The following is a 22,433-nucleotide window of genomic DNA, read 5'->3' on the forward strand; positions in this document are numbered from 1 at the left end:
GCGTCCCGCCTGCCGGACCACGTGTCGGACAGCCAACGTAGTCATGACGCTCTATATAGAAGAGACCGTTGCCACCCTCTTCCCTCGACGTCAGAAATCGACCGTGGCCGACAGCTGCAAGGTGCGCGGATAGCCCGGCGAGATTGCCCCGTAGGACGCCACGCCCGACCAGTACTCGCGGTCAAACACGTTTTGCACGGTGGCGCGGAACGTGGTTGGCCGGCCTTCGATTCTGGTCGCATAACGCGCACCGGCGTCGACGCGGGTCCAGGAGTCCAGCTCTTGCGTGTTGGCCTGGTTGATGTACTGGCTGTCGGTGTAGATCGCACCGCCCGTGAGGGTGAAGCCTTCAAGCCATGGCGTATCCCACTCGGCCCAGAGGTTGGCTTGCACGTCCGGCACGCCGACCGGTTTATTGCCACGGTTGGCCTTGGTCGCCGAATCGGTCAGTTCGCCGTCGAGCACCGTGACGCCACCCATCAAACGCGTACCCGGAGCGACTTCACCGAACATGCTCAATTCAACGCCACGGTTGCGTTGCTCGGCCTGCACCGAGAACACGTTATCCGCGCCCACTTCACCGCTCGGTTTCTCGATCTGAAACAGCGCCAGCGAGGTCATGAACGTGCCGTGTTCGTACTTGACGCCGATCTCATGCTGCTTGGACTCGTACGGTGCGAAGGTTTCGCCAGCGTTGGCCGCGGTGCCCGGGGCGATGTCGCCCTTGCTCAAGCCTTCTACATAATTGTAGTAGAGCGAAACGTCTTCCCAAGGCTTGACCACCACGCCGACCAGCGGGGTCGTGGCGTTGTCCTTGTATTTCGAGCTGACGGCTCCGCTCGCGTTGTAGTTGCGCGACTCGATCTCCTGACGGCGCACGCCGAGGGTCAACTGGAAGCGGTCATCAAGCACCGACAGGGTGTCGGTCAGCGCCACACCGGACAGCTCCGATTCGGAAACGCGCAATACCTTCGGCGAATTGATGTACTGCTGCGGCCTGTCGATCGGATGGTAAATGTTCGAGAGGATCGGCGTGCCGTTGTTGATCCCGCGTGACAGTTCATCCTGATACCGGGTCGCCATCACCGTGGTGGTGTGGGTAATCGGGCCGGTGGCAAACACGCCGCGCATACCGACGTCGGCCGTCGAGCGATCCACGTTGAATTTGTAGTAACCGGGAATGTTGCTGGTGTCGCCGGCGTCATTGAGGATTCGCGGCACCTGATCGGACAGGCGCTTGACGTCGGATTTACCCCCGCCGGCATGGGCAAACACGGTGACGTTGTCTGTCAGGTCATACTCGCCACCGAGCAACGCCGACTGCTCTTTGGTATCGGACCAACCCCAGTCCTGCGAGTGGTTGGTGCGGCCATTCGGCGCCGACGGCACATCGATGCCCGGCGCGACGGTGAACGGCCGCGAAGCGCCCTCCCAACTTTCCTTCTGGCTGATGTAATCGAGGTTCAGGCGCAGACGCTCGCCGCGATAATCGAGGGCGATGGCGCCAATACCAAGGTCGCGGTGTTGATCATCGACAGCGGTATCGCCGCCCTGAAGATTGCCGTTGAACCGCACGCCGAACTGGTTTTCCGAACCGAAGCGCCGGCTCAGGTCCAGATGCCCACCGACCTGCGAGTCCGAGGCATAGGTGCCGGTGAACCGGGTCAGGTCTTCATCCAGCGGGCGCTTGGGCACGATGTTGATCACGCCACCGACGCCGCTGTTGGGCGAGATGCCGTACATCAGCGCGCCCGGCCCTTTGAGCACCTCGACACGTTCGGCGTATTCGGTGAACACGCGGTAGTTCGGCGCGACCCCGTAGACGCCGTCGAACGCCAGTTCACCGAGGTTGCCTTCACCGATCGGGAAGCCACGGACGAAAAACGAGTCGACGATACCGCCGGTCTGGCCGGTCGAGCGCACCGAAGGATCACGCTCCAGCGCGTCGGCGACGGTGACGGTTTGCAGATCAGCGAGGGTTTTGGCGGTGTAACTGGTGACGCTGAATGGCGTGTCCATCACGTCTTTGTTGCCCATCATGCCCAGCCGTGCGCCGCGCGCCACCTGGCCGCCAGCGAAGGTTTCCGGCAAGGCGGTCGCGCCGCTATAACGGGCGTTGACGTTGGTGGTGTCGAGGGTCAGCGCGTCCGGCGCGGCGTTCGATGCAGGGTCGGCGGCAACGCCTGGTTGCTCGGCACTGGCGGCCCAAGCGTTGGCGCTTCCTGCGACCAAAACGAAATTCAGCATGGCGGTACGCACAGCGAGTGTTAACACCCGCTCACCGCAAGGACGACTGACAACAGGCATGACGTGAGGATCCTTTTCATCGAGGGAAAATGGTAATCACTCCTATTGCCAGTCGATCTGCGAAAAAGTATCACCCGCAGTAAAGTTTTTTTGCCGTGGCGCGATCCGCCTCAGGCGTAGAGGCGCTCCAGCGGGATCGCAACCACTGGCAGCGCAGGGTCAAACGCGTGCCGGGTGGTCTTGTAAGGGAAAATCTCGCCACGGGCGATGGTGGTGAAAATCCGCGCCACCTCGAACGCCTGCCCGGTTTGCCAATGCCGCACACAGACGCGCGGATCGGTGTAATCGAGCTGGATGCACGGCACCCGTTTCAAGCCCAGTTGCAACGCCGCGGTGAAGCGGTGATTGCCGTCCATGACGATGCCGCGCGAACGCTCGACGATGATCGGTTCCAGCCAATGCCCGGCGCGGACAATCGACTCGCGCAGCAGCGTCACGTTGGCCGGGTCGACCTGCTCCGACTGCAACACCTCGCACAGCGGCCGCAGCGCAATCTGATAACCGTGGTCCATGGTGATCTCCTGATTCGCCGGGGTTTCAGCAAGCATCGGCGCGGGCAACCGGTGCGTGCTGGCTGGCCACATCGAGCAGGCGCTGGGCGTGCTCGATCAGCGGCAGGTCGACCATCTCGCCGTCCACTTGCACCGCGTGACTGCCCGTGGCGACCGCGCGCATCACCCGGTCGGCCCAGGCCAACTGGCGCGAATCCGGGAGGAACGCGCGCTGCACCGTGGTCAACTGACCGGGATGGATACACAGCTTGGCGCCGAAGCCCAGCGAACGCGCGTAAAGCGAATCCTTGGCGACCACCGCCAGATCGCTGATCGCCGGCGTCACGCCATCGATTGGCGCGGGCAAATCCGCCGTGCGCGACGCCAACACAATGCGATTGCGCGCGAACAGAAATGCCTCGGGCGTCTGGCTGCAGTTGATGTCCAGCGAGAAATCCAGCGAACCGAACGCCAGCCGCGCCAGGCCCGCAATGGCCGCGATCGACTCGACCTGTTGCAGGCCCTTGGCGGTTTCGATGATGGCGACGATCGCAAGCTTCGGTTGCCACTCCAGCAAGCCTTCGACCACGCGTATCAGGGCCTCGGGGCATTCGGCCTTGGGCAGGAAAATCCCGTCGCAACGCTCGGGGTGGTGCATGTCGCTGAGCCAGCTCAGGTCCTGGGCAAACGGCGCGCTGCTGACGCTGTTCAGGCGGATGTAACGCTCGCAGGCAACGCTCGGCGTTTTCTCCTGCCATGCGCGGATGGCGTCACGGGCGGCGGCTTTGCTGTCCGGATGAACGGCATCCTCGAGGTCGAGAATGATCGCGTCCGGCCCGGCATCGCAGGCTTTGGAAAAGCGCTCGGGACGATTGCCCGGCACGAACAGGTAGCTGATCGCGAGGGGTGCTTTGCGGCTGAGTCGATCGGATTGCATGGCGTTGCTCCTTGGCGTGAACCAGTCGTGGTTTCTGAAAATTTTCAGGCCCCTTCAGCGGCAAAATTGCCGGCCGTTCCGGGGCCTCTCGCAACAGCCCTTAACGCCTTATTGTTCAAGGAATTAACGGACTTTTTTATCTCCGGGCGAACGCGTCCTTGAGCGTGTAAATACACGTTCATTGATTCGCCTTGCGCAGGTCTTTATTCAAAAATATTTGAAAACCTTACTTGATAATCGTTCCTGTTCGCAATATTGTTCACGCCGTCAAGAGGAACTATCTTCGCTTCAAAGCAAGTTTTCAGTGTCTCGGGAAGTACCTGCCAGTGATGTCAGTTGAACATCAAGCTTTGGCATTTTCAGGGGATTGACCAGCAACTAATGGCCAATTAATACGTCCGTACAAACCTTAGGGAATGGGGTTCTCATGCCATTGTTTTGTGAACCATTTATTACGGCAGTCGCTGCAAATTCAACATCAAGCTTTGCCTGGCATCCGCCGCCTAATTGTTTAAAACCTCGTACCTGACGAGTAAAAAGACTACATAAATCGATAGCGCTGAGTTATCGAAACATCAATGGCGAGGTTATTTTCAGCGCCAGGGGTTAACTATGCCTACAACAAATACACCGACTGTTGAGCAGCAAAACAAAGTTCATCATCCGGAGACATTAACGCCGCTGATCGATCCGGTTATTTCCACGCTTATCAACAACTTCCCGAATACACTTGGCGATTTGGTCGAGCAGCACGGCTCACCGTTGAATATGGTTTGGCCGCATGCATTCGAATTAAACACGCAAGCGCTGTTGACGGTATTGAAGCAGTACAAAGTGGCCCATGCGATCTTCTACGGCGCCAAGGCCAACAAGTCGCAGAGCCTGCTCGGCGCTGCGGCAGATGCGGGAATCGGTGTCGATGTATCGAGCATCCATGAACTGCAGGCCGCCCTGCGAGCCGGTGTACCGGGGGCAAAAATCTGTGCCACGGGACCGGCCAAAACCGCTGTGTTTCACCAGGCTTTGATCAGCGCCGGCGCCCTGATTTGCGTCGACTCGCGGGAGGAACTCGAACATCTGACAGGCGTGATTGCAGCGCAGGCAACGCCGGTCAAAGCCAGGGTTTTACTGCGTTACAGACCAAAAGATTGTGAAAGCAGCCGCTTCGGCATGGGTGCGCAGGGCCTGCTCGACTGCCTGCAACGGCTGACGGAACAACGTGAGTTTTTTCACTTCGAAGGGTTTCATTTCCACCTTGGTGGCTATGGCTTCGAATCCCGGGTGCAAGCTTTTCGTGAGGTTGCCGGGTTCGTCGAAGCGGCCAGGGAAATGGGCTTGAATCCGCAGATGATCGATATCGGTGGCGGCCTGCCGATTCGTTATGTCGAGCCCGAGGCCTATGCCCGGTTTCTGCAAAATGACAACAACCCCAGCCATTATTACCACCAGAAAGTTCCCGCGGCTTATTACCCTTACGGCAGCGAATTGACCGCGCCGCAATGGTTGACGTTATTGCTCGAAGCGGAACTCTCATCGGGCTTGTCCATTGCCAACTACTTGAATCAGCACACTATAACGCTGGCACTGGAACCGGGACGAAGCCTGGTCGATCAGTCCGCGATTTCAATATTTCGCGTCACGCGCACAAAGAAGCTCGCCGATAATAAAACCGTCATCTTTGTTGAAGGCAGTAGCTTCAGCGCCTGCGAAACCTGGTTCGCCTCTGAATATCTGGTAGATCCAATACTGATCAGCACGCAGCAAACTCCATCTGCGCCGACTCAAGCGTACATTGCCGGGCATAGTTGTCTTGATGACGACGTCCTCAGCTATCGCTTGATCAACTTTGCCAACGAACCACGCAGCGGCGACTTATTGATTTACGTCAATACTGCCGGTTATCAGATGGACTTGCTGGAAAACGAGTTTCATCGCCATCCCCTGCCCCGGCGGCTGACGGCGACCTGTTGTACGGAAGGTAACTATGCGTTTTCACCTGACTACTAAAGGGAACAATTGCAATGATATTGAATAAAGTCTCGGACCTTATCGGTAATACGCCGATGTTGGGCATTGATGTTCCGGATACCAACGCGCGATTGTTGTTGAAGATTGAAAAGAACAATCCCGGTGGCAGTATCAAAGACCGCATGGCGCGCAACATGGTGCTGGCCGCGCTCAAGTCCGGTCGCCTGAAACCCGGTGGTGTGGTGGTCGAGTCTTCGTCGGGCAACACCGGGATTGGCCTGGCCATGGCCGCCGTCGAGTTTGGCCTGCACTTTATTGCCGTGGTCGATCACCACGCCGCACAAGACAAAATCGCTGTAATGAAAGCCCTTGGTGCCGACATTCGTTTCGTCAAAGGCACTTATCGCGAAGATGAAGTCGCGGTGGTCGAGCGCCAGCAAATGGCCGCCGAACTGGCCAGTGAGATTCCCGGCGCGGTGTTCATGAACCAGTCCGACAACGCCGCCAATGCCGGCGGTTACAGTGATTTCGTCCGCGAAACCATTGTGCAGGCTGAAGGCGTGGTCGGCGCTTACGTGGGCTGCGTCGGCACCGGCGGTTCGATGACCGGCATTGCGCGCGGCTTGAAAGTGCACAACCCGGACACCGTTACCGTCGCGGTGGAACCGGCCGGTTCGATTGTCTTCGGTCACCCTGGCTATCCCTACTATCAATCCGGCACCGGCACGCCGGCCGGCGACACCGTGGGTCTGGTGCTCGACTACAGCTGCATCGATCTGGGCGTGCAAGTCACCGACTCGCAGGCGTTCGAAACCGCGCGCTACATCGCGCGCAACTTCGCCTTGCTGGTCGGCGGCTCGACCGGGGGTGCGATCTTCAAGGCACTGGAGTTGATCCACAAAGGCGTACTGACCGGCAACGTCGTGGTGCCGATTGCCGACGGTGGCGAGAAATACCTGCACACCGTGTTCGACGACAAATGGCTGCAAGAGCGCGACCTGATCGATCCGAGCATCGCCCCACAACTGGATGCCTGGCTGGGCAAGACCCAATGGCTGGATTCCATCTCCGCGCCGCTGCAACTGAGCGTCGCATGACCCACCCTTCACACAGGAACGCCTCTCGATGAATCTGTTGAAAGTCGCCATCTGTGGTGGCGGCAGGACTGGCCATCTCAACGCCATCCTGTTCAAGCAACTGCCCGATGTTCAGGTTTCGATGCACACCCATAATCAGGAGGTCATCGAACAGTACGCCCGCCAGACGCCGATGCAGGCGTTGCTGCCCGATGGTTCGACCCTGAGCGCGCGGCTCGACCGGGTCACCAGCGACGCCAAAGCAGCGGTTGAAGATGCTGACATCGTCATCATCACCGTGCCGGCCCATGCGCGCCCGCAAACCCTGAAAGACATCGCGCCGCACCTGACCACCAGCAAACCGGTGTTCATCGGTGCCATTCCCGGCTTCTGTGGTTTCGACTGGCTGGCCGAAGCCACCCTGCCCGACCGGCCGAATGTGGTGATCTGGGGCATGAAGGACGTGCCGCACACCGCGTTTGAATTGACCCCGGGACGTTCGATCAAAATGGGCGGCGGCAAAAGCCAGTTGTACGTGGCGACCCACGCCCGGGAACCGCAAACCGCGCGCCGCCAACTGGAGAAAATACTCACTCGGCTGTACGGCCCGTGCGTGACGATGCTCGAGCATTTTCTCGAAATCACCCTGACGCCGGGCAACCCGATCATGCACAGCTCGGTGATCTACGGCCTGATCGGCCCCTACGGCCAATGGCATCGCAAGATCTTCCCGCAACGCATGTGCTGGTGGACCGAGTGCCCGGAACTTGGCGCCTACTTCCTCGAACGCATGGATCAGGAAAGCCAGGACCTGTGCGCGGTGATCAGCCAGCGGTTGGGCATCGACCTGTCTTCGGTGAAATCCCTGAAACAGGAAATCGTCGAGGCCTACGGCGAACAGATCCGCGACCCGAGCAGCATGCTCTCGATCCTGCGCACCAATCAGGCCTACAACGACATCCTCGCGCCGATGGTGCCGGCCGCCGACAACCGCGCCGGCTACGTGATTGAGCGCGAGAGCCGCGCCTTCAACGAAGACGTCGCCTACGGTCTGGTGCTGCTGGTGGAAATGGCCAAACGCTTCGACCTCAAGGTGCCTTACATCGAGGAAGTCCTGCAGTGGAGCGTGGCCTACATGGACGGCCTGCGCGACTCGGCACTCGACTACTTCCCGCGCCAGTGGCCGCACACGACAAGCGCCGCCGCTTGATCTCTCTATTCAATTTTTGACGAGCAGACTGCTGATATGGATGACTTCAAGACACTGATCGCCTACTCCCGCAAAAACGCCATGCGCCGTCTGGTGCGCTGCCTGTTTGCGGAAAACATCCTCGACCGAGCGGCCCTGAGCTTTTCCGTCGAGGGCAACCAGGCCACGTATCCGCTCAAGGGTGGCCGCGCACACCTGGCCTTTTCCGACATCGCCAAAGGCCCGGCCGACACCGTGGTCAACGACGGTGACGTGGTGCTGGTCACCGATGAAGGCGTGCGCCAGCTCATCACCAGCCATCAGGACATGCTCGATGTGCTGCGTGACAGCTTCGACTTCGCGCCGACCGACGAAGGTATCGCCGGGCTCAAGGCCGACATGGAAAACAGCCTGAGCAACGACGCCCACGCCCGTCAGCATCGCCAGCAGTGGAACGCCCGACTGGCACAGGCCACCAGGGAGGCCGAGCTGAACAGTTTCACCGACTACCTGCGCCAGCACACCAGAACCAAGGACGCGGCCATTCTTCTCGATCAGTGGGGTTCACTCGAAGGCCACCCGTATTACCCGACCTGGAAAGCCCGCCCCGGCCTGACCGATGAAGAAGTCGAGCAACTCTCGCCCGAGTTCAACGCACAGGTGCCGCTGCGCATTGCCGCACTGCGCGCCGACAACGCGAAAAGCGAAAGCATGCCGCACGTGATCGATTACCGCGCCTGGTTCGCCGAGAATTTCCCGGCGCAATGGGAGCAATGGAAAGCCGCACTGAACAACAAGGGTCTGGACGAAAACCAGTGGCTGCCGTTGCCGATTCACGGCTGGCATTTGCAGGCCTACGTGCTGGAAACCTTCGCGCAGGAAATCGCCGACGGCATTCTGATCACCGACGGCCCGAACCTGCCCACCCTGCCGACCATGTCGTACCGCACGATGATGCCGCTGCTGGATGACTGCGCACCGCTGATCAAACTGCCCATCGCGGTGTGGATGACCAGCGAACTGCGCAGCCTGCAGGCGAAATCGATTCATATGGGCCCGCGCATCAGCACGGTGATCAGCAAGATTCTGCAAGTGGAAAACGGCTTCGATCAACGCCTGGAAATCTTCCCGGAAGAAATTGGCGTGCGTTACAAAAACGCGGTCACGCAGGACGATCATCCGGGCCGGCATTTGTCCGTGGTCTATCGCAGCAGTGCGCCAGCGTTCGAACGCCGTGATGATTGCCTGCCGATTACCGTGGCGTCGCTGTTCACCCGTTTGCCCGGCAGCGGCCGCCCGCTGTTCACCGACCTGATCGAGCGCGACGGCGTGCGCGCCACTGCCGCGCAGGTCGAGAGCTGGTTCCGCGATTACGCCAAAGTGGTCACGCACCCGGTGGTGGCGATCTACTTGATGTACGGTATCGGCCTCGAAGCGCACCAGCAAAACACCATGGTGCTGTTCTCGCCCGACGGCAAGGCGCGGAGCCTGCTGATCCGCGATTTCGGCGATGGCCGCACGTATGCGCCGTTGCTGGAAGGTCGTGGCTACAGCCTGCAACCGCACGTGCAACCGGGTATTCTGCCGACGGTGTTCTCGGGTGACATCGAGCCGGTGCGCATGTTTGTGCTGGACGCTGCTTTCCTCACGCACCTGCACGAAATCGCCCTGTGGCTGAGTAAGGAATACGGCTTCAACAACACGCGACTGTGGCAGGTGTTGCGCGAGGAAACCGACCTCGCCTTCGAAGCGGTGCGCGACCGTGTCGCGGCAGACGTGTGGGAAGTCGAGCACAAGGCGTTCGTCGAAGATCCATGGCCGACCCGCTCGTTGTTGCGCATGCACATGATGCAGTACAGCAACTATCGTTTGCAGCACACCCTGACCAACCCGCTTGCTAGCGTTTAACCGAGGCTGACTCATGTCCCATGCAGGTGCCATCCAGGGTTCGAGCGTAAGAATCCTGATTTATCTTCTATTTGCGATCCAGTTGGTGTCGATGGGCGCGATGGAAATGAGCGGGCCGTTCTGGCCTGTCCACCTGCGTGGGCTGACGACGTCGGAGTCGCTATTCAGCTTCGCCAGCATCGCCGTGTACGTCGGGCCGATGCTCGGCATTATTCTCACCAGTGCATTCTGGGGCCGTATCGGTGACCGCTACGGCCACAAGTTGATGATGATCCGTGCCCTCGCCGGTTTGTCGTTGACCCAGCTTGGGCTGGCCCTGTTCAGTGACATCTGGGTCATTCTGATCCTGCGTTTCCTGCAAGGCGCGTTTGCCGGCTACATTGCCCCGGCACAGGCCTATGGCGTCAGCATCGAGGCGCCGTCGCGGCGCGCACGGCTGTTCGCCATCCTGCAGATTTCCACCAACGTCGGCTCATTGCTCGGCGCGGTGGTCGGCGGTTTGATCCTCGATTACGCGACGTTCTTCTGGATCAACATCATCGCCTCGGCGTTGTGCGCGGTATGCACCGTGATCGCCGCCGTGACGTTGCCGGACGTGCCGCCGGTGAAGAAAACCGTGGTCACGGACAAAGCTGCGCCGGTGCGTTCCGCCAGCCTCTGGCAAGGTTCGCCATTGCTGTCGCTGCTCGGCGTGATGGGCATTCTGCTGTTGGCGCGAATGCTGCCGCAGACCTCGTTCTCGCTGTATGTCAGCTCGGTGTTCGACGTCAGCAATTCGGTGGTCGGCCTGTGCTACGGCTTGCTCGCGCTGGGCTTTATTTTGTCGGCCACCGCCTGGTCGCGCTATTTCGAACACCGTGGCCAACAGGACACCTTGCAGCGCATGACTTACGTCGTGCTCGGTTGCATCGTCCTCACCGCAATAGCAGGCATCACCCGTAACCCGCTGGTGTTTGTCATCGCCTACTTCATTTGGGGCGTACTGCTCGGTGCCACCACGCCGGTGCTGATGGCGCTGATCTCGAAAACCGCCGACAGCTCGCAGCAAGGTCATGTGCTGGGAATTGCCCAAGGCACCGCGCAGTTCGCTTCGATTGCCGGGATTTCCGCTGGTGGCTTGCTCAGTCAGGTTTACGGTTTGCAGTACACCTATCTGTTTGTCTGTCTGGCGTACGTCGTTGCACTGATCCCGATTGTCGCCCTGCGCTACTGGCCTGCGGTGATGCAACCGAGCCCTGCCCCGGACGGGGACTGATCAAGGAGCCTGCTTTTGAATATTGAACAACTGCGCGCCGACACTCCCGCCGTCGCGCAACTGATCCACTTCAACAACGCTGGCGCGGCACTGATGCCCACGCCGGTGATCGAGACGATGACCCGACACATTCAGCTTGAAGCGAATCTGGGCGGCTATGAAGCGGCCGCACAGCAATCGGCCGAAGTGGAGAACGTCTATGGCGCCATCGGCCGGTTGATCAACGCCGCCCCTGACGAAATCGCGGTGATCGAAAACGCGACTCGCGCCTGGGACATGGCCTTCTATTCATTGCCGCTGCAACCGGGCGATGTGGTGCTGACCTCAACCACTGAGTACGCCGGCAACTACATTCCTTACCTGCAACTGAAGCAGCGGCGTGGCATCGAGATTCGGCTCATCCCCAATGATGAACACGGCCAGATCTCGTTAGCGGCGCTTGAAACGTTGCTCGCCGATGAACGGATCGCGCTGATCTCGTTGCCGGTTATCGCCACCAATGGCGGCCCGGTGCAGCCCATCGAACAGATTGGCGCTCTCGCCCGCGCGGCCGGCGTGCTGTTTTTGCTCGACGCTTGTCAGGGTGTCGGGCAGATGCCGATTGATGTGCAGAAGATCGGCTGCCACATGCTCGCCGCCACCAGCCGCAAATACTTGCGAGGGCCGCGCGGGATGGGATTTTTGTATGTCGAAAGGTCTCTGTGTCAGAACCTCGAACCGGCGTTTCTCGACCTGCATGCCGCCTCTTTGCAGAACGCAGAAACGTTCACGATCCGCGCCGATGCCCGGCGTTTCGAGAACTGGGAATGCAATGTCGCGGCCAAACTCGGCCTCGGTGCGGCGGTGGAATACGCGCTGGCGCAAGGCGTAGAAGCGATGTGGCAACGCATCCAGCGATTAGCCGACTACCTGCGCCAGCAACTGGCCGAGATCCCCGGCATCACGCCGCGAGACCTGGGCGCGGTGAAGTCCGGCATTGTCACTTTCAGCCATCGCAACAGCTCTGCCGCACAGGTTCAACAGTGGCTGGCCGGCCAGGAAAAACGCATCAACGTCAGCACTTCAACCTTTCGCTCGACCCTGCTCGACATGCAACAGCGGGACTTGCTGGAAGTCAGCCGTGCTTCGCTGCACGCGTACAACAGCGAGGCAGAAATCGACACGATGATTGCCGCATTACGCGCGCTGCCGAACGTCTGAACAGGACACCAATCGGCGCTTGCGTCGCAGACGGTTTGTAAACTAGCATTGGGAATACTTCTCAATTGCATGAAAATCTGCAGCCATGAGCGAAACCCTTCCCGCGAATAACGACCACCTGCGCGCGATCGAAGCCCTGTACAGCGGCCATCACGGCTGGCTGTACGCGACGCTGAGAAAAAAACTGGGGAACGCCATGGATGCGGCGGATCTGGCGCAGGACACCTTCACCCGCATCCTCGCCTCGCAAGTCACCGTCATCGAACAGCCACGCGCCTATCTGAGCTGCGTGGCCAAGGGCATTCTGGTCAACTGGTATCAGCGCAAGGCGCTGGAACGCGCTTATCTGGACGCCCTCGCCCATGTGCCGGCGCCGGAAGTGCCCTCGCCGGAATTGCGCTTCATGGTGCTGGAAACCCTGCACGAAATCGACGCGATGCTCGACGCCCTGCCGCCGCTGGTCAAACGTGCTTTCCTGCTGTCGCAAATCAGCGGCCTGAAATACGACGACATCGCCGAACAGCTGGGCGTGTCGCTGATCACCGTCAAACGCTACATGAAGCAAGCCTTCGTGCAGTGCCTGTTGCTGGTGGAGTGAATGCTCACTCGTCGCCATGAACCGCACCTCGATCACCAGGCCCTGGAAGAAGCGGCCGACTGGTTGATCCGCATGAGTGAAGGCGAACTCAGCGACACCGAACGCAGCGAATGGGAATGCTGGAAAGTCAGTACATCCGAGCGCGCTCGTGCCTGGGCCCGCGCGCAGTTATTGCAGACCAAACTCGGCGGCCTGCCACCGTCGCTGGCGATGTCGGCACTCGATCGCCCGAGCAGCCCGGAACGGCGCGCGGCATTGGGCAAACTGGCGCTGATTCTGGCGGTCCTGCCGGCCGGCTGGGGCAGCTGGAAGCTGGCAGAGTCCCAGCAGTGGTCGGCCGACTATCGCACCGCGGTTGGACAGCAACGCGAGTTGACCCTGGCCGACGGTTCGAAAATCACCCTGAACACCAACACCGCCATCGACGTGCTGTTCGACGCCAATCAACGCCTCATCCATCTGCGCGAAGGCGAAATACTGGTGCAAACCGCCCCGGACATCGCCCCACTGGCGCGGCCGTTTCTGGTCAGCACCCGCCAGGGCCGCATGCAGGCGCTGGGCACGCGATTCACCGTTCGCGAGCTGCAACCACGCACCCACCTGGCCGTGCTGGAAGGCGCGGTCAAAGTCGAACTCGCGGACAATCGCCAGAGCACCCCGCTGATCGTCAACGCCGGTCAACGCACCGATTTCTCTTCCTACACCTTTGGCCAGCTCAGCGTTGCCGACCGCTACATCGGCGCCTGGACCCAAGGCATGCTGATGGCCGACAAGATGCGCCTGGCCGATTTCGTCGATGAGCTGACGCGCTATCGCCGTGGCTTCGTGCGCCTCGATCCGGCAATCGCCGATCTGCGCATTTCCGGTGCCTACCCGATCAGCGACAGCCAGCGCACCTTGAACATGCTGGCGCAAACCTACCCGATCCTCGTCAGCGGCCACTTGAATGGCTACTGGGTCATGCTCTCCCCGGCCTGAGAGAAAAAATATTTGCCGCCCCGGTGATACTTTTTCTGATCTCGACTGGCTATTGGGGAGAAGCACCTTTCCGTCCTGTTTATAGGTCCATCCATCCATGCTTGCTGCACGCCGCCTGCGCCCGGATCGTCAGTTCAAACCAGTTATTCGCAGTGCGTTGCTAAGCCTTGTCCTGATCGGTGCCGTTTGCCCGTTTGCCTTGGCCGCCGTGCCGGTGCAACTGGATGCTGTCGCGATCCAGGCCTACAACATTCCCGCCGGACCACTGGGCGCGACCTTGTCGAGCTTTGCCGTGGACGCCGGTATCGCGCTGTCGTTTGAGCCGTCGCTGACCGAAGGCCTGCGCAGCCCTGCGCTGATCGGCAAGTTCTCGACGCAGGCAGCGGTCAATCGATTGCTTGAGGGCAGTGGCCTGGACATGGTGCTGCGCAGCGACGGCAGCTACACGCTGGTGCCGCGCCGATTGACACTGGATGAAACCGCGGTGATCGGCACCGACAAGCGCCCCGATGCCCTGCCGCCGGTGTATGCCGGTGGCCAGGTCGCCAATGGCGGGCGCCTGGGCCTGCTCGGCAATACCGACGTGATGGACGCGCCGTTCAGCGTCAGCACTTACACCTCGGCGCTGATCAAAGATCAACAGGCGGTGACCGTCGGCGATGTACTGGAGCGCGATTCCTCGGTGCGCTCCACCGGGCAGACCGGAGGGATTGTCGATTCGTTCTTCATCCGTGGCTTTCCCGTCGGCGAAGGCAACCTCGGTGAACTGGCCTTCGATGGCGTGTACGGTGTGGCACCCAATTACCGCGTATTCACCGAATACGCCGAGCGCATCGAACTGGTCAAAGGCCCCGGCGCCCTGCTTTACGGCATGTCACCCAACAACGCGGTCGGCGGTGTGATCAACGTGGTGCCCAAGCGCTCGCTCGATGAAGACCTGACGCGTTTCACCGCCAGTTACGCCATGGACTCGCAGCTCGGCGGGCACCTCGATGTCAGTCGGCGTTTCGGCGAAGAACGCCGCTTCGGCGTGCGCATCAATGGCAGCACGCAACTGGGCGACACGGTGATCGACGATCAATCGCGGCACGTCGACATCGGCGCGATTTCCCTCGACTATCAGGGCGAACGCCTGCGCACAACGTTCGACTGGCTCAGCCAAAAGGAAAGCTTCGACGCCGCCTCACGGCCGTTTCTCATTGCTCCGGGCGTCGACATTCCTTCCGCCGCCAACGGCCGCAGCAACGTCAGTCAGGATTGGGGCTGGTCGAAAACCCGTGACAAGTCGGCGCTGTTCAGCGGCGAATATGACCTCAGCGATGCGTTGACGGTGTTCGCCCACGCCGGTGGCGGCAAGTCCGATGTCGCACGGATGTCCGACCAGACGCCGACCATCATCAACTCGGCCGGCGATACCTCTTCGATCCCGGGCTATTACAAATTCGAAGTCGAGCGTTACACCGTCGACAGCGGTGCGCGACTGCGTTTCGATACCGGGCCGGTCACGCACCGCGCCACCGTGCAGGTCAGTCGCTACCGCGACGTGTTGTCACGCGGGATCATCTCCGGCGCGCCGATCCTGTCGAATATCTATCACCCGGTGGACCGCCCGGAACCGTACATCCCCAAGCCGGATACGCCGAAAGTGTCGGAAAGCGAACTGACGGGTGTCGCGCTCGCTGACACCTTGTCGATCCTCGATGATCGCGCGCAACTGACCCTCGGCGTGCGCAAACAGAACATCAAGTCCGACAACTACAACGCCGCCGGCGTGGTGACCACGGCCTACGACGACGGCCGGACGACACCGTTGTTCGGCGCCGTGATCAAACCCTGGGATCACGTTTCGTTCTACTACAACTACCTCGAAGGCTTGAGCAAGGGCGACATCGCCCCCTCCACCGCGTCCAATGCCGGCGAGATCTTTGCCCCGTACATTTCCCGCCAGCACGAACTCGGGGTGAAAGCCGATTACGGCACGTTCACCTCCACCCTCGCGCTGTTTCAAATCAGCAAACCCAGCGGCGAACTGGCCGCCGGCGTGTTCTCGGTGCAGGGCGAACAGCGCAACCGGGGCCTGGAGTTGAACGTGTTCGGCGAAGTCACACCGGGCACTCGCCTGCTCGGCGGCGTGACCTTGCTCAATGCCGAACTGACCAAATCCGGGGTGGCCGCCAACCGTGGCAATAAGCCGGTCGGCGTGCCGGAAGTTCAGGCCAACCTCTGGGCCGAATGGGACACGCCATGGCTCGAAGGCCTGACGCTGACCGGCGGTGCCATCCACACCGGCAGCCAATACGTGAACCAGGCCAACACGCAAAAACTCGATGACTGGACCCGCTTCGATGTCGGCGCACGCTACACCACGCGCATCGATGATCGACCGACCACGTTTCGCGCCACGGTGCAGAACGTGTTCGACCACGAGTACTGGTCGGGTGTCGCTTCTTATGGCGCGTTCTCCCAAGGCTCACCGCGAACCTTATTACTGTCGGCAACTGTCGATTTCTGAAACGTTCAGGCAGGTGACGGTGTGAGCCGTTGGCCGATCTGACTTTGCAAAGGCTTTGACCATGGTGATTGTTGATCGACGCAGCCGCGCTGTTGCTGCGCTGTTACTGGCAGGACTGCTGAGCCTGTTGGCGCTGACGCCGCGCGCGGCCCACGCCAGCGAAACGGCTGCGGCACGCACTGAAGTGACCGACCTGCTCGGGCGCAAGGTCAAGGTGCATCTGCCGGTCAGACGCGTCATCCTCGGTGAAGGCCGGCAGTTGTATCTGGTCGCCGCGCTGGACACACAGAATCCAATCGAACGCATCGTCGGCTGGCGCAAGGACCTGATCCAGTCGGACCCGGACACTTACAACGCCTACCTGCGCAAATTCCCCGGCATCGCCAAAATCCCCACCTTCGGCGGGTTTGAAGACGGCACCTTTGATATCGAACAAGCGATCTCGCAACGCCCGGACGTGATCATCCTCAACATCGAAGCTCAGCATGCCACGGAGGATGCGCGCTACATCGAAAAGCTCGACGCCCTTGGCATCCCGGTGGTGTACGTCGACTTTCGCAACAACCCGATGCAGAACACCGAACCGACCATGCGCCTGTTCGGCAAACTGTTCGGTAAAGAGCAGCGCGCCGAAGCCTTCATTGATTTTCGCAACCAGCAGATTCACCGCGTCACCGACGTCATCGAGAAACAGCATCCACCACGGCCAAGCGTGTTCATCGAGCGCATCGGCGGCTACACCGACGATTGCTGCCTGAGTTTCGGCAACGAAAACTTCGGCCTGTTTGTCGACATGGCCGGCGGCAACAACATCGCCCGGGGGATCATCCCGACCACATTCGGCCAGTTGAACCCCGAGCAGGTCATCGTCGCCAATCCGGCGCACGTCGTCGTCACCACGGCCAACTGGGAAGCCTTTGCTCCCGGCGGTCATTGGGTCGGCGTCGGCCCGGGTGCGGACATGGCGCAGGCGCGGAAAAAACTCGCGTGGTACACCCGGCGTCCGGCCTACGCCGGGATCAAGGCGCAGGACACTCAAGCCTTTCACGCCATCTGGCACCAGTTCTACAACAGCCCTTATCAGTTCGTGGCCATCCAGCAATTGGCCAAATGGTTCCACCCGGAGCTGTTTGCCGACCTCGATCCGGATGCCTCCTTCCGCGAACTGCACGAGCGCTTCCTGCCCGTGCCGTATGAGTCGGGCTACTTTGTCAGCTTGCGCAACCCTGAGGCGAAACCATGAGCTCGTTGACCGACACCGTCGAGGTGCAGCGCGAAACCTATCGGCGACTGGTGCTGCGTAAACGCCTGATCCTCGCCGGGCTGGTGGTTCTGTTGCTGTGCAGCGTAGTGCTCGACCTGGCACTCGGCCCGGCGAGTTACAGTTTCAGCGAAGTGCTCGGCGCCCTGTTTTCGCCGGACAGCGCTTCGCCACAAGTGCGCGTGGTGATGTGGGACATTCGCCTGCCGGTGGCGCTGATGGCGGTGGCGGTCGGCGCGGCGTTATCGCTGGCCGGTGCGCAGATGCAGACGATCCTCAACAACCCGCTGGCCAGTCCGTTTACCTTGGGTATTTCCGCTGCCGCCAGTTTCGGCGCGGCGTTGGGCCTGGCGTTCGGTGTTGCGCTGTTCCCGCTGGCGGCGCAATTCATGGTGCCGCTCAACGCGTTCATCATGGCCATGCTTTCGGCGCTGCTGATTCACTTTCTGAGCATGCGTCGTGGCGTCACCGCCGAAACCATTGTGTTGCTCGGCATCGCGCTGGTGTTCACCTTCAACGCACTGCTGGCGCTGGTGCAGTTCTTTGCCACCGAACAAGCCGTCGCCGCCGTGGTGTTCTGGACCATGGGCAGTCTGACCAAAGCCACCTGGCCGAAACTCGGGGTGATCTGTCTGGTGATTCTGATCACCCTGCCGATCTTCGCCAAACGCGCCTGGGCCTTGACTGCTCTGCGTCTCGGCGACGACAAGGCCGCCAGTTTCGGCATCAACGTGCGCAGCCTGCGCTTTCAGACGTTGATCATGGTCAGCCTGCTGGCCTCGTTTCCCGTGGCTTTCGTCGGCACCATCGGCTTCATCGGTCTGGTCGGCCCGCACATCGCGCGCATGCTGATCGGTGAAGATCAGCGCTTCTTTCTCCCGGCCTCGTTGCTCACGGGTTCGTTGATTCTCTCGGCCAGTTCCGTGGTCAGCAAAACCCTGATCCCCGGAGCGATTTTCCCTATCGGCGTGGTCACCTCATTGATCGGCGTGCCGTTCTTCATTTCACTGATCCTTGGCGGGAAGAAAAACTCATGGTGACGCTGCAACTGGACAATCTGGGCGCCCGCTATGGTCAGCGCGAGATCATTCGTGGCGTCTCGACGGCGAGGTTTTTTGGCGGGCAGGTGGTGGCCGTGGTCGGCCCCAATGCGGCCGGTAAATCAACATTGTTCAAGCGCATGGCCGGGCTGATCGATGGCCCCGGACGGGTGATTTTGCAAGAATCGAAAAAAGGCCCGACAGGCATCAGTTACATGCCGCAGGGCCTGAACGCCAGTGCGCGATTGACGGTGTACGAGTCGGTGCTGCTGGCGCGCAAGCAACTGACGCCGGGCTGGGTGGTCCACGATGACGAGCTGAAACTGGTCGACGAAATTCTCGCCGCGCTGGGGGTCACGGCGCTGTCGTTTCGCAACCTCGGCGAACTCAGCGGTGGTCAGCAACAGTTGGTGTCCATCGCGCAGACGCTGGTGCGCGAGCCAGAAATCCTGCTGATGGACGAACCGACCAGCGCCCTCGACATGCATCGGCAGGTGCAGGTGCTGAACTTCATGCGCAGCCTCGCGCGCAAACGCGAGGTGATTGTGTTCATTGCCATCCATGATCTGAATCAGGCGTTGCGCTTCGCCGATCAGGTGCTGGTGATAGCCGAGGGCACCAGCCAGGGCAGCGGCCCGAGCGACGAGGTGATCACCGAGCAGATGCTGCGCGACGTCTACAAGGTCGAGGCGCGGATCGAACAGTGCAGCCGCGGGCTGCAGCATATTCTGATCGACGATATCGTTTGATCCCCAGCGATCAAGGATCGACTTGCGCCATCAACTCCGGCACCGATTCCGGGCGTTTCGCATAACGCTGGGCCAGCACCGCGCAAACCATCAACTGGATCTGATGGAACAGCATCAACGGCAGAATCAACACGCCAATGGTACTGCCGGCAAACAACACCTGCGCCATCGGCACACCGGTGGCCAGGCTCTTTTTCGAGCCGCAGAACAGGATAGTGATGCGGTCTTCCTGGCTGAAGCCGAAGGCCTTGCCGAGTAGCGTCGATGCCAGCAACACCAGCGCCAGCAGGATGCAGCAAACTATCACCAGCCCGAGCAGTTCGACCACCGGGATCTGATGCCAGATGCCTTCATTGACTGCTTCACTGAACGCGCCGTAAACCACTAGCAGAATCGAACCCTGATCGACGAACTTCAGCCAGTTCTTGTTGCGTCCCACCCACGCACCGATCCAGCGCCGGGCGATCTGCCCGGCAATGAACGGCAGCAACAATTGCACGCTGATTTTCAGGATTGCGTCGAGGGTTGAGCCGCCGTCACCGTGCACGTTGAGCAGCAACGTCACCAACAGCGGCGTGAGGAAAATCCCGAACAGGCTCGACGCCGCCGCGCTGCAAATCGCCGCCGGAATATTGCCCCGCGCCAGCGACGTGAAGGCGATCGCCGACTGCACCGTGGCCGGCAACGCGCACAGGTAAAGCATGCCCAGGTACAGCTTGTCGCCGATCAACGGTGACAGCAGCGGTTTCAGCGCCAGGCCCAATAACGGGAAAAGGACAAACGTCAAACCGAACACCAGCAAATGCAGGCGCCAGTGACCGGCACCGGCAATGATCGATTCGCGCGAGAGCTTGGCGCCATGCAAGAAAAACAACAGGGCGATGGCAAGGTTGGTCAGCCAGCCGAAGCCGACGGCGACCTGGCCGCTGGCCGGCAGGAAACTGGCCAGCAGCACGACGCCAATCAGCGTCAGGGTGAAGTTATCGGGCAAAAAACGTGGGCGAGTCATGGTCGGTTCATCCGGGGGTTGCCAGTGCGTGCTGACGACTCTAACGTGACTGCCAATTACCGACTAACGCCGAAGGGCCACAAGATGCCGCCTAAAGGACATGACAAAAGCGTGCGCCGCAGCATTCCCGGGCTGCCCAGCCTGCCACGTCCACTCTACGGGCGTACCGAATCGCTGCCCAATCGCGCCCTGACCCGACGCCACAGTCACCCATGGGTGCAATTGTCCTATGCGATTCAGGGTGTGCTGGAAATCCAGACCAGTGCCGGCCGCTTTGTCGCCCCGCCGGAGCGCGCGGTGTGGATCCCGGCGGGCGTGCCGCATCGGGTATTCAGCTCGCCGCACACGGAAATGCGCAGCCTCTACATCGATTGCAGCGTCGCCGAATGGGCGCTCGAGCGCTGCCACGTGCTCGGCGTCAGCGATTTGCTCAGGGAGTTGATCCGCGCGTTCAGTCAGGTTCCGGTGGAGTACGACCAGAGCGGCCCACACGGACGTCTGGCGCAAGTGATCCTCGATCAACTGGCCGAAGCACCGCAGATCGACCTGATGCTGCCGTTGCCGCAGGACGCTCGCTTGAAGCAGATCTACCAGAGCCTTGAACAACACCCGGAACAGCAGACCACGCTGAGCCATTGGAGCGAGAAGTTCGGCGTCACCGAAAAAACCCTCACCCGCCTGTTTCTGCGTGACACCGGCCTGACCTTCCGCGCCTGGCGACAGCGCTTGCGCCTGCTCGGCGCGCTGACACCGCTGGAGAAAGGTGAGCGCGTCACCGACGTCGCGCTGGCCTGCGGTTACGATTCGACGTCGGCGTTCATTGCGGCCTTTCGACAGCAGTTCGGGGAAACGCCCGGCGAGTTTTTTCGCTGATCAGCGATCCGCCAGTTCTTCCAGCAAATCGGCCGATGGCACGAAATACAGGCTGCCGGTGACCGCCGTGCTGAAGTCCAGCAACTTGTCGTAATTGCCCGGCGGCTTGCCGACGAACATGTTTTCCAGCATCTGTTCCATCGGTTCCGGCGAACGCGCGTAGCCGATGAAGAACGTACCAAACTCCCCTGCCCCCGGCCGGCCGAACGGCATGTTATCACGGAGGATTTTCACTTCCTCGCCGGCTGCGTTAGTGATGGTGGTCAGCGCACTGTGCGAGTTGCTCGGTTTGACCGCGTCATCCAGTTCGATATCGGACAGTTTCGTGCGACCGATGACGCGCTCCTGAGCTTCAACGCTCAAGCCGTTCCACGCGGTCATGTTGTGCAGGTACTTCTGCACCAGCACATAACTGCCGCCACTGAAGTCCGGGTCTTCATCGCCGACGATGGTGAAATTCACCGCTTTGCGCCCGACCGGGTTTTCCGTGCCGTCGACGAAGCCGATGATGCTGCGCATGTCGAAATAGCGAAAACCCTGCACCTCATCGACCACCGTCACTGCATCGCCGAGGACCGCCATGATTTGCGTGGCCAGCTCAAAACACAGGTCCATTTGATCGGCGCGGATGTGCAGCAAAAGGTCACCCGGGGTTGCCGGAGCGTGCCGCCCCTCCGCGCCAAACTCGCGAAAACCGTGCAGCGCCGCCGGGCGCGGATGGCCGAACAGGCGATCCCAGGCGTTCGAGGAAAAGCCGCAGATGCACGTCAGATTGCCTGTCGGTACGCGCTTGCCCACCGAACGCACCAGCCCGGCGACGTCACCGCACCAGTCTTTGACGGTTTGCGCGGCGTCGGTCCCGGCATTCAGCGTCGCGACAATGAAAATCGCGCTACTGGTGATCGGACTGCACACCGCTTGAGGTTCGAGAATGTCGGTATTCATCGCTGAAAATGTCGCTCCGTAAAAAGTGCCCGAGCTGTCAACGAGGGCTGATACTTCGTTTTTAACGAACTGTTACGCAGAAATAAACGATTTTTCTTTGGCGCAAACTCGTCGCTAGCATGGCCTCGTCTGACCCC

Annotated in this window: 18 protein-coding genes; 13 read left to right on the forward strand and 5 right to left on the reverse strand. The window is 60.6% G+C overall.

The window, feature by feature from the left end; all coding sequences use genetic code 11:
* Positions 1-90: 90 nt before the first annotated feature.
* From A8O26_RS22265 to A8O26_RS22275, 3 genes are all read right to left on the reverse strand, one after another.
* Entirely contained in the window at positions 91-2,307 is a 2,217-nt protein-coding gene (locus A8O26_RS22265) for a TonB-dependent receptor (RefSeq protein ID WP_064119890.1), read from the reverse strand.
* A 110-nt stretch (positions 2,308-2,417) separates the two neighbouring features.
* Positions 2,418-2,819 carry a ParB N-terminal domain-containing protein gene (locus tag A8O26_RS22270; protein WP_064119891.1) on the reverse strand — a complete coding sequence of 134 codons (402 nt, stop codon included), beginning with the start codon at positions 2,817-2,819 and terminating at the stop codon, positions 2,418-2,420.
* A 25-nt stretch (positions 2,820-2,844) separates the two neighbouring features.
* Complete coding sequence (locus A8O26_RS22275; protein WP_064119892.1) at positions 2,845-3,735, reverse strand: HpcH/HpaI aldolase/citrate lyase family protein; 891 nt, start codon at positions 3,733-3,735, stop codon at positions 2,845-2,847.
* Between the two features lie 612 nt (positions 3,736-4,347).
* Between A8O26_RS22275 and A8O26_RS22280 the strand changes: the two genes are divergently transcribed.
* From A8O26_RS22280 to A8O26_RS22335, 12 genes are all read left to right on the forward strand, one after another.
* Complete coding sequence (locus A8O26_RS22280) at positions 4,348-5,742, forward strand: Y4yA family PLP-dependent enzyme (protein WP_064119893.1); 1,395 nt, start codon at positions 4,348-4,350, stop codon at positions 5,740-5,742.
* A 14-nt stretch (positions 5,743-5,756) separates the two neighbouring features.
* The gene (locus tag A8O26_RS22285) at positions 5,757-6,800 is read left to right on the forward strand and encodes a PLP-dependent cysteine synthase family protein (protein WP_016987084.1); all 1,044 of its coding nucleotides are present in this window, start codon (positions 5,757-5,759) and stop codon (positions 6,798-6,800) included.
* Positions 6,801-6,828: 28 nt separating this feature from the next.
* Positions 6,829-7,989 carry an NAD/NADP-dependent octopine/nopaline dehydrogenase family protein gene (locus A8O26_RS22290; RefSeq protein WP_064119894.1) on the forward strand — a complete coding sequence of 387 codons (1,161 nt, stop codon included), beginning with the start codon at positions 6,829-6,831 and terminating at the stop codon, positions 7,987-7,989.
* 36 nt (positions 7,990-8,025) lie between these two features.
* Entirely contained in the window at positions 8,026-9,876 is a 1,851-nt protein-coding gene (locus A8O26_RS22295; RefSeq protein ID WP_064119895.1) for an IucA/IucC family protein, read from the forward strand.
* Positions 9,877-9,889: 13 nt separating this feature from the next.
* Entirely contained in the window at positions 9,890-11,131 is a 1,242-nt protein-coding gene (locus A8O26_RS22300) for an MFS transporter (RefSeq protein WP_064119896.1), read from the forward strand.
* A 15-nt stretch (positions 11,132-11,146) separates the two neighbouring features.
* Positions 11,147-12,331, forward strand: a complete 1,185-nt coding sequence (locus tag A8O26_RS22305; protein ID WP_064119897.1) for an aminotransferase class V-fold PLP-dependent enzyme — start codon at positions 11,147-11,149, stop codon at positions 12,329-12,331.
* Positions 12,332-12,416: 85 nt separating this feature from the next.
* The gene (locus A8O26_RS22310; RefSeq protein WP_064119898.1) at positions 12,417-12,929 is read left to right on the forward strand and encodes a sigma-70 family RNA polymerase sigma factor; all 513 of its coding nucleotides are present in this window, start codon (positions 12,417-12,419) and stop codon (positions 12,927-12,929) included.
* Positions 12,930-13,907: a FecR domain-containing protein gene (locus A8O26_RS22315; RefSeq protein ID WP_064119899.1), complete on the forward strand. Its 978-nt coding sequence runs from the start codon at positions 12,930-12,932 to the stop codon at positions 13,905-13,907. It begins immediately after the preceding gene.
* A gap of 97 nt (positions 13,908-14,004) precedes the next feature.
* Positions 14,005-16,419: a TonB-dependent receptor gene (locus tag A8O26_RS22320; protein WP_064119900.1), complete on the forward strand. Its 2,415-nt coding sequence runs from the start codon at positions 14,005-14,007 to the stop codon at positions 16,417-16,419.
* A 61-nt stretch (positions 16,420-16,480) separates the two neighbouring features.
* Positions 16,481-17,662 (forward strand): ABC transporter substrate-binding protein, encoded by a 1,182-nt coding sequence (locus tag A8O26_RS22325; protein WP_064119901.1) that lies wholly within the window; start codon positions 16,481-16,483, stop codon positions 17,660-17,662.
* Positions 17,659-18,720: a FecCD family ABC transporter permease gene (locus tag A8O26_RS22330; RefSeq protein WP_064119902.1), complete on the forward strand. Its 1,062-nt coding sequence runs from the start codon at positions 17,659-17,661 to the stop codon at positions 18,718-18,720. Before A8O26_RS22325 ends, A8O26_RS22330 begins: the two co-directional genes overlap by 4 nt.
* The gene (locus A8O26_RS22335; protein ID WP_064119903.1) at positions 18,714-19,469 is read left to right on the forward strand and encodes an ABC transporter ATP-binding protein; all 756 of its coding nucleotides are present in this window, start codon (positions 18,714-18,716) and stop codon (positions 19,467-19,469) included. The genes A8O26_RS22330 and A8O26_RS22335 overlap by 7 nt, the downstream gene beginning before the upstream one ends.
* Positions 19,470-19,479: 10 nt before the next feature.
* On the opposite strand, the gene A8O26_RS22340 is transcribed toward A8O26_RS22335, so the two are convergent.
* Positions 19,480-20,478 carry a bile acid:sodium symporter family protein gene (locus A8O26_RS22340; protein WP_064119904.1) on the reverse strand — a complete coding sequence of 333 codons (999 nt, stop codon included), beginning with the start codon at positions 20,476-20,478 and terminating at the stop codon, positions 19,480-19,482.
* Between the two features lie 84 nt (positions 20,479-20,562).
* Here A8O26_RS22340 and A8O26_RS22345 point away from each other — a divergent pair, with 84 nt between their 5' ends.
* Positions 20,563-21,351 (forward strand): AraC family transcriptional regulator, encoded by a 789-nt coding sequence (locus tag A8O26_RS22345; RefSeq protein ID WP_064119905.1) that lies wholly within the window; start codon positions 20,563-20,565, stop codon positions 21,349-21,351.
* On the opposite strand, the gene A8O26_RS22350 is transcribed toward A8O26_RS22345, so the two are convergent.
* The gene (locus A8O26_RS22350) at positions 21,352-22,296 is read right to left on the reverse strand and encodes a Dyp-type peroxidase (protein WP_064119906.1); all 945 of its coding nucleotides are present in this window, start codon (positions 22,294-22,296) and stop codon (positions 21,352-21,354) included.
* Between the last annotated feature and the right edge of the window lie 137 nt (positions 22,297-22,433).

This window comes from Pseudomonas fluorescens (assembly GCF_001648775.1).
Taxonomy (GTDB): Bacteria; Pseudomonadota; Gammaproteobacteria; order Pseudomonadales; family Pseudomonadaceae; genus Aquipseudomonas; species Aquipseudomonas fluorescens_M.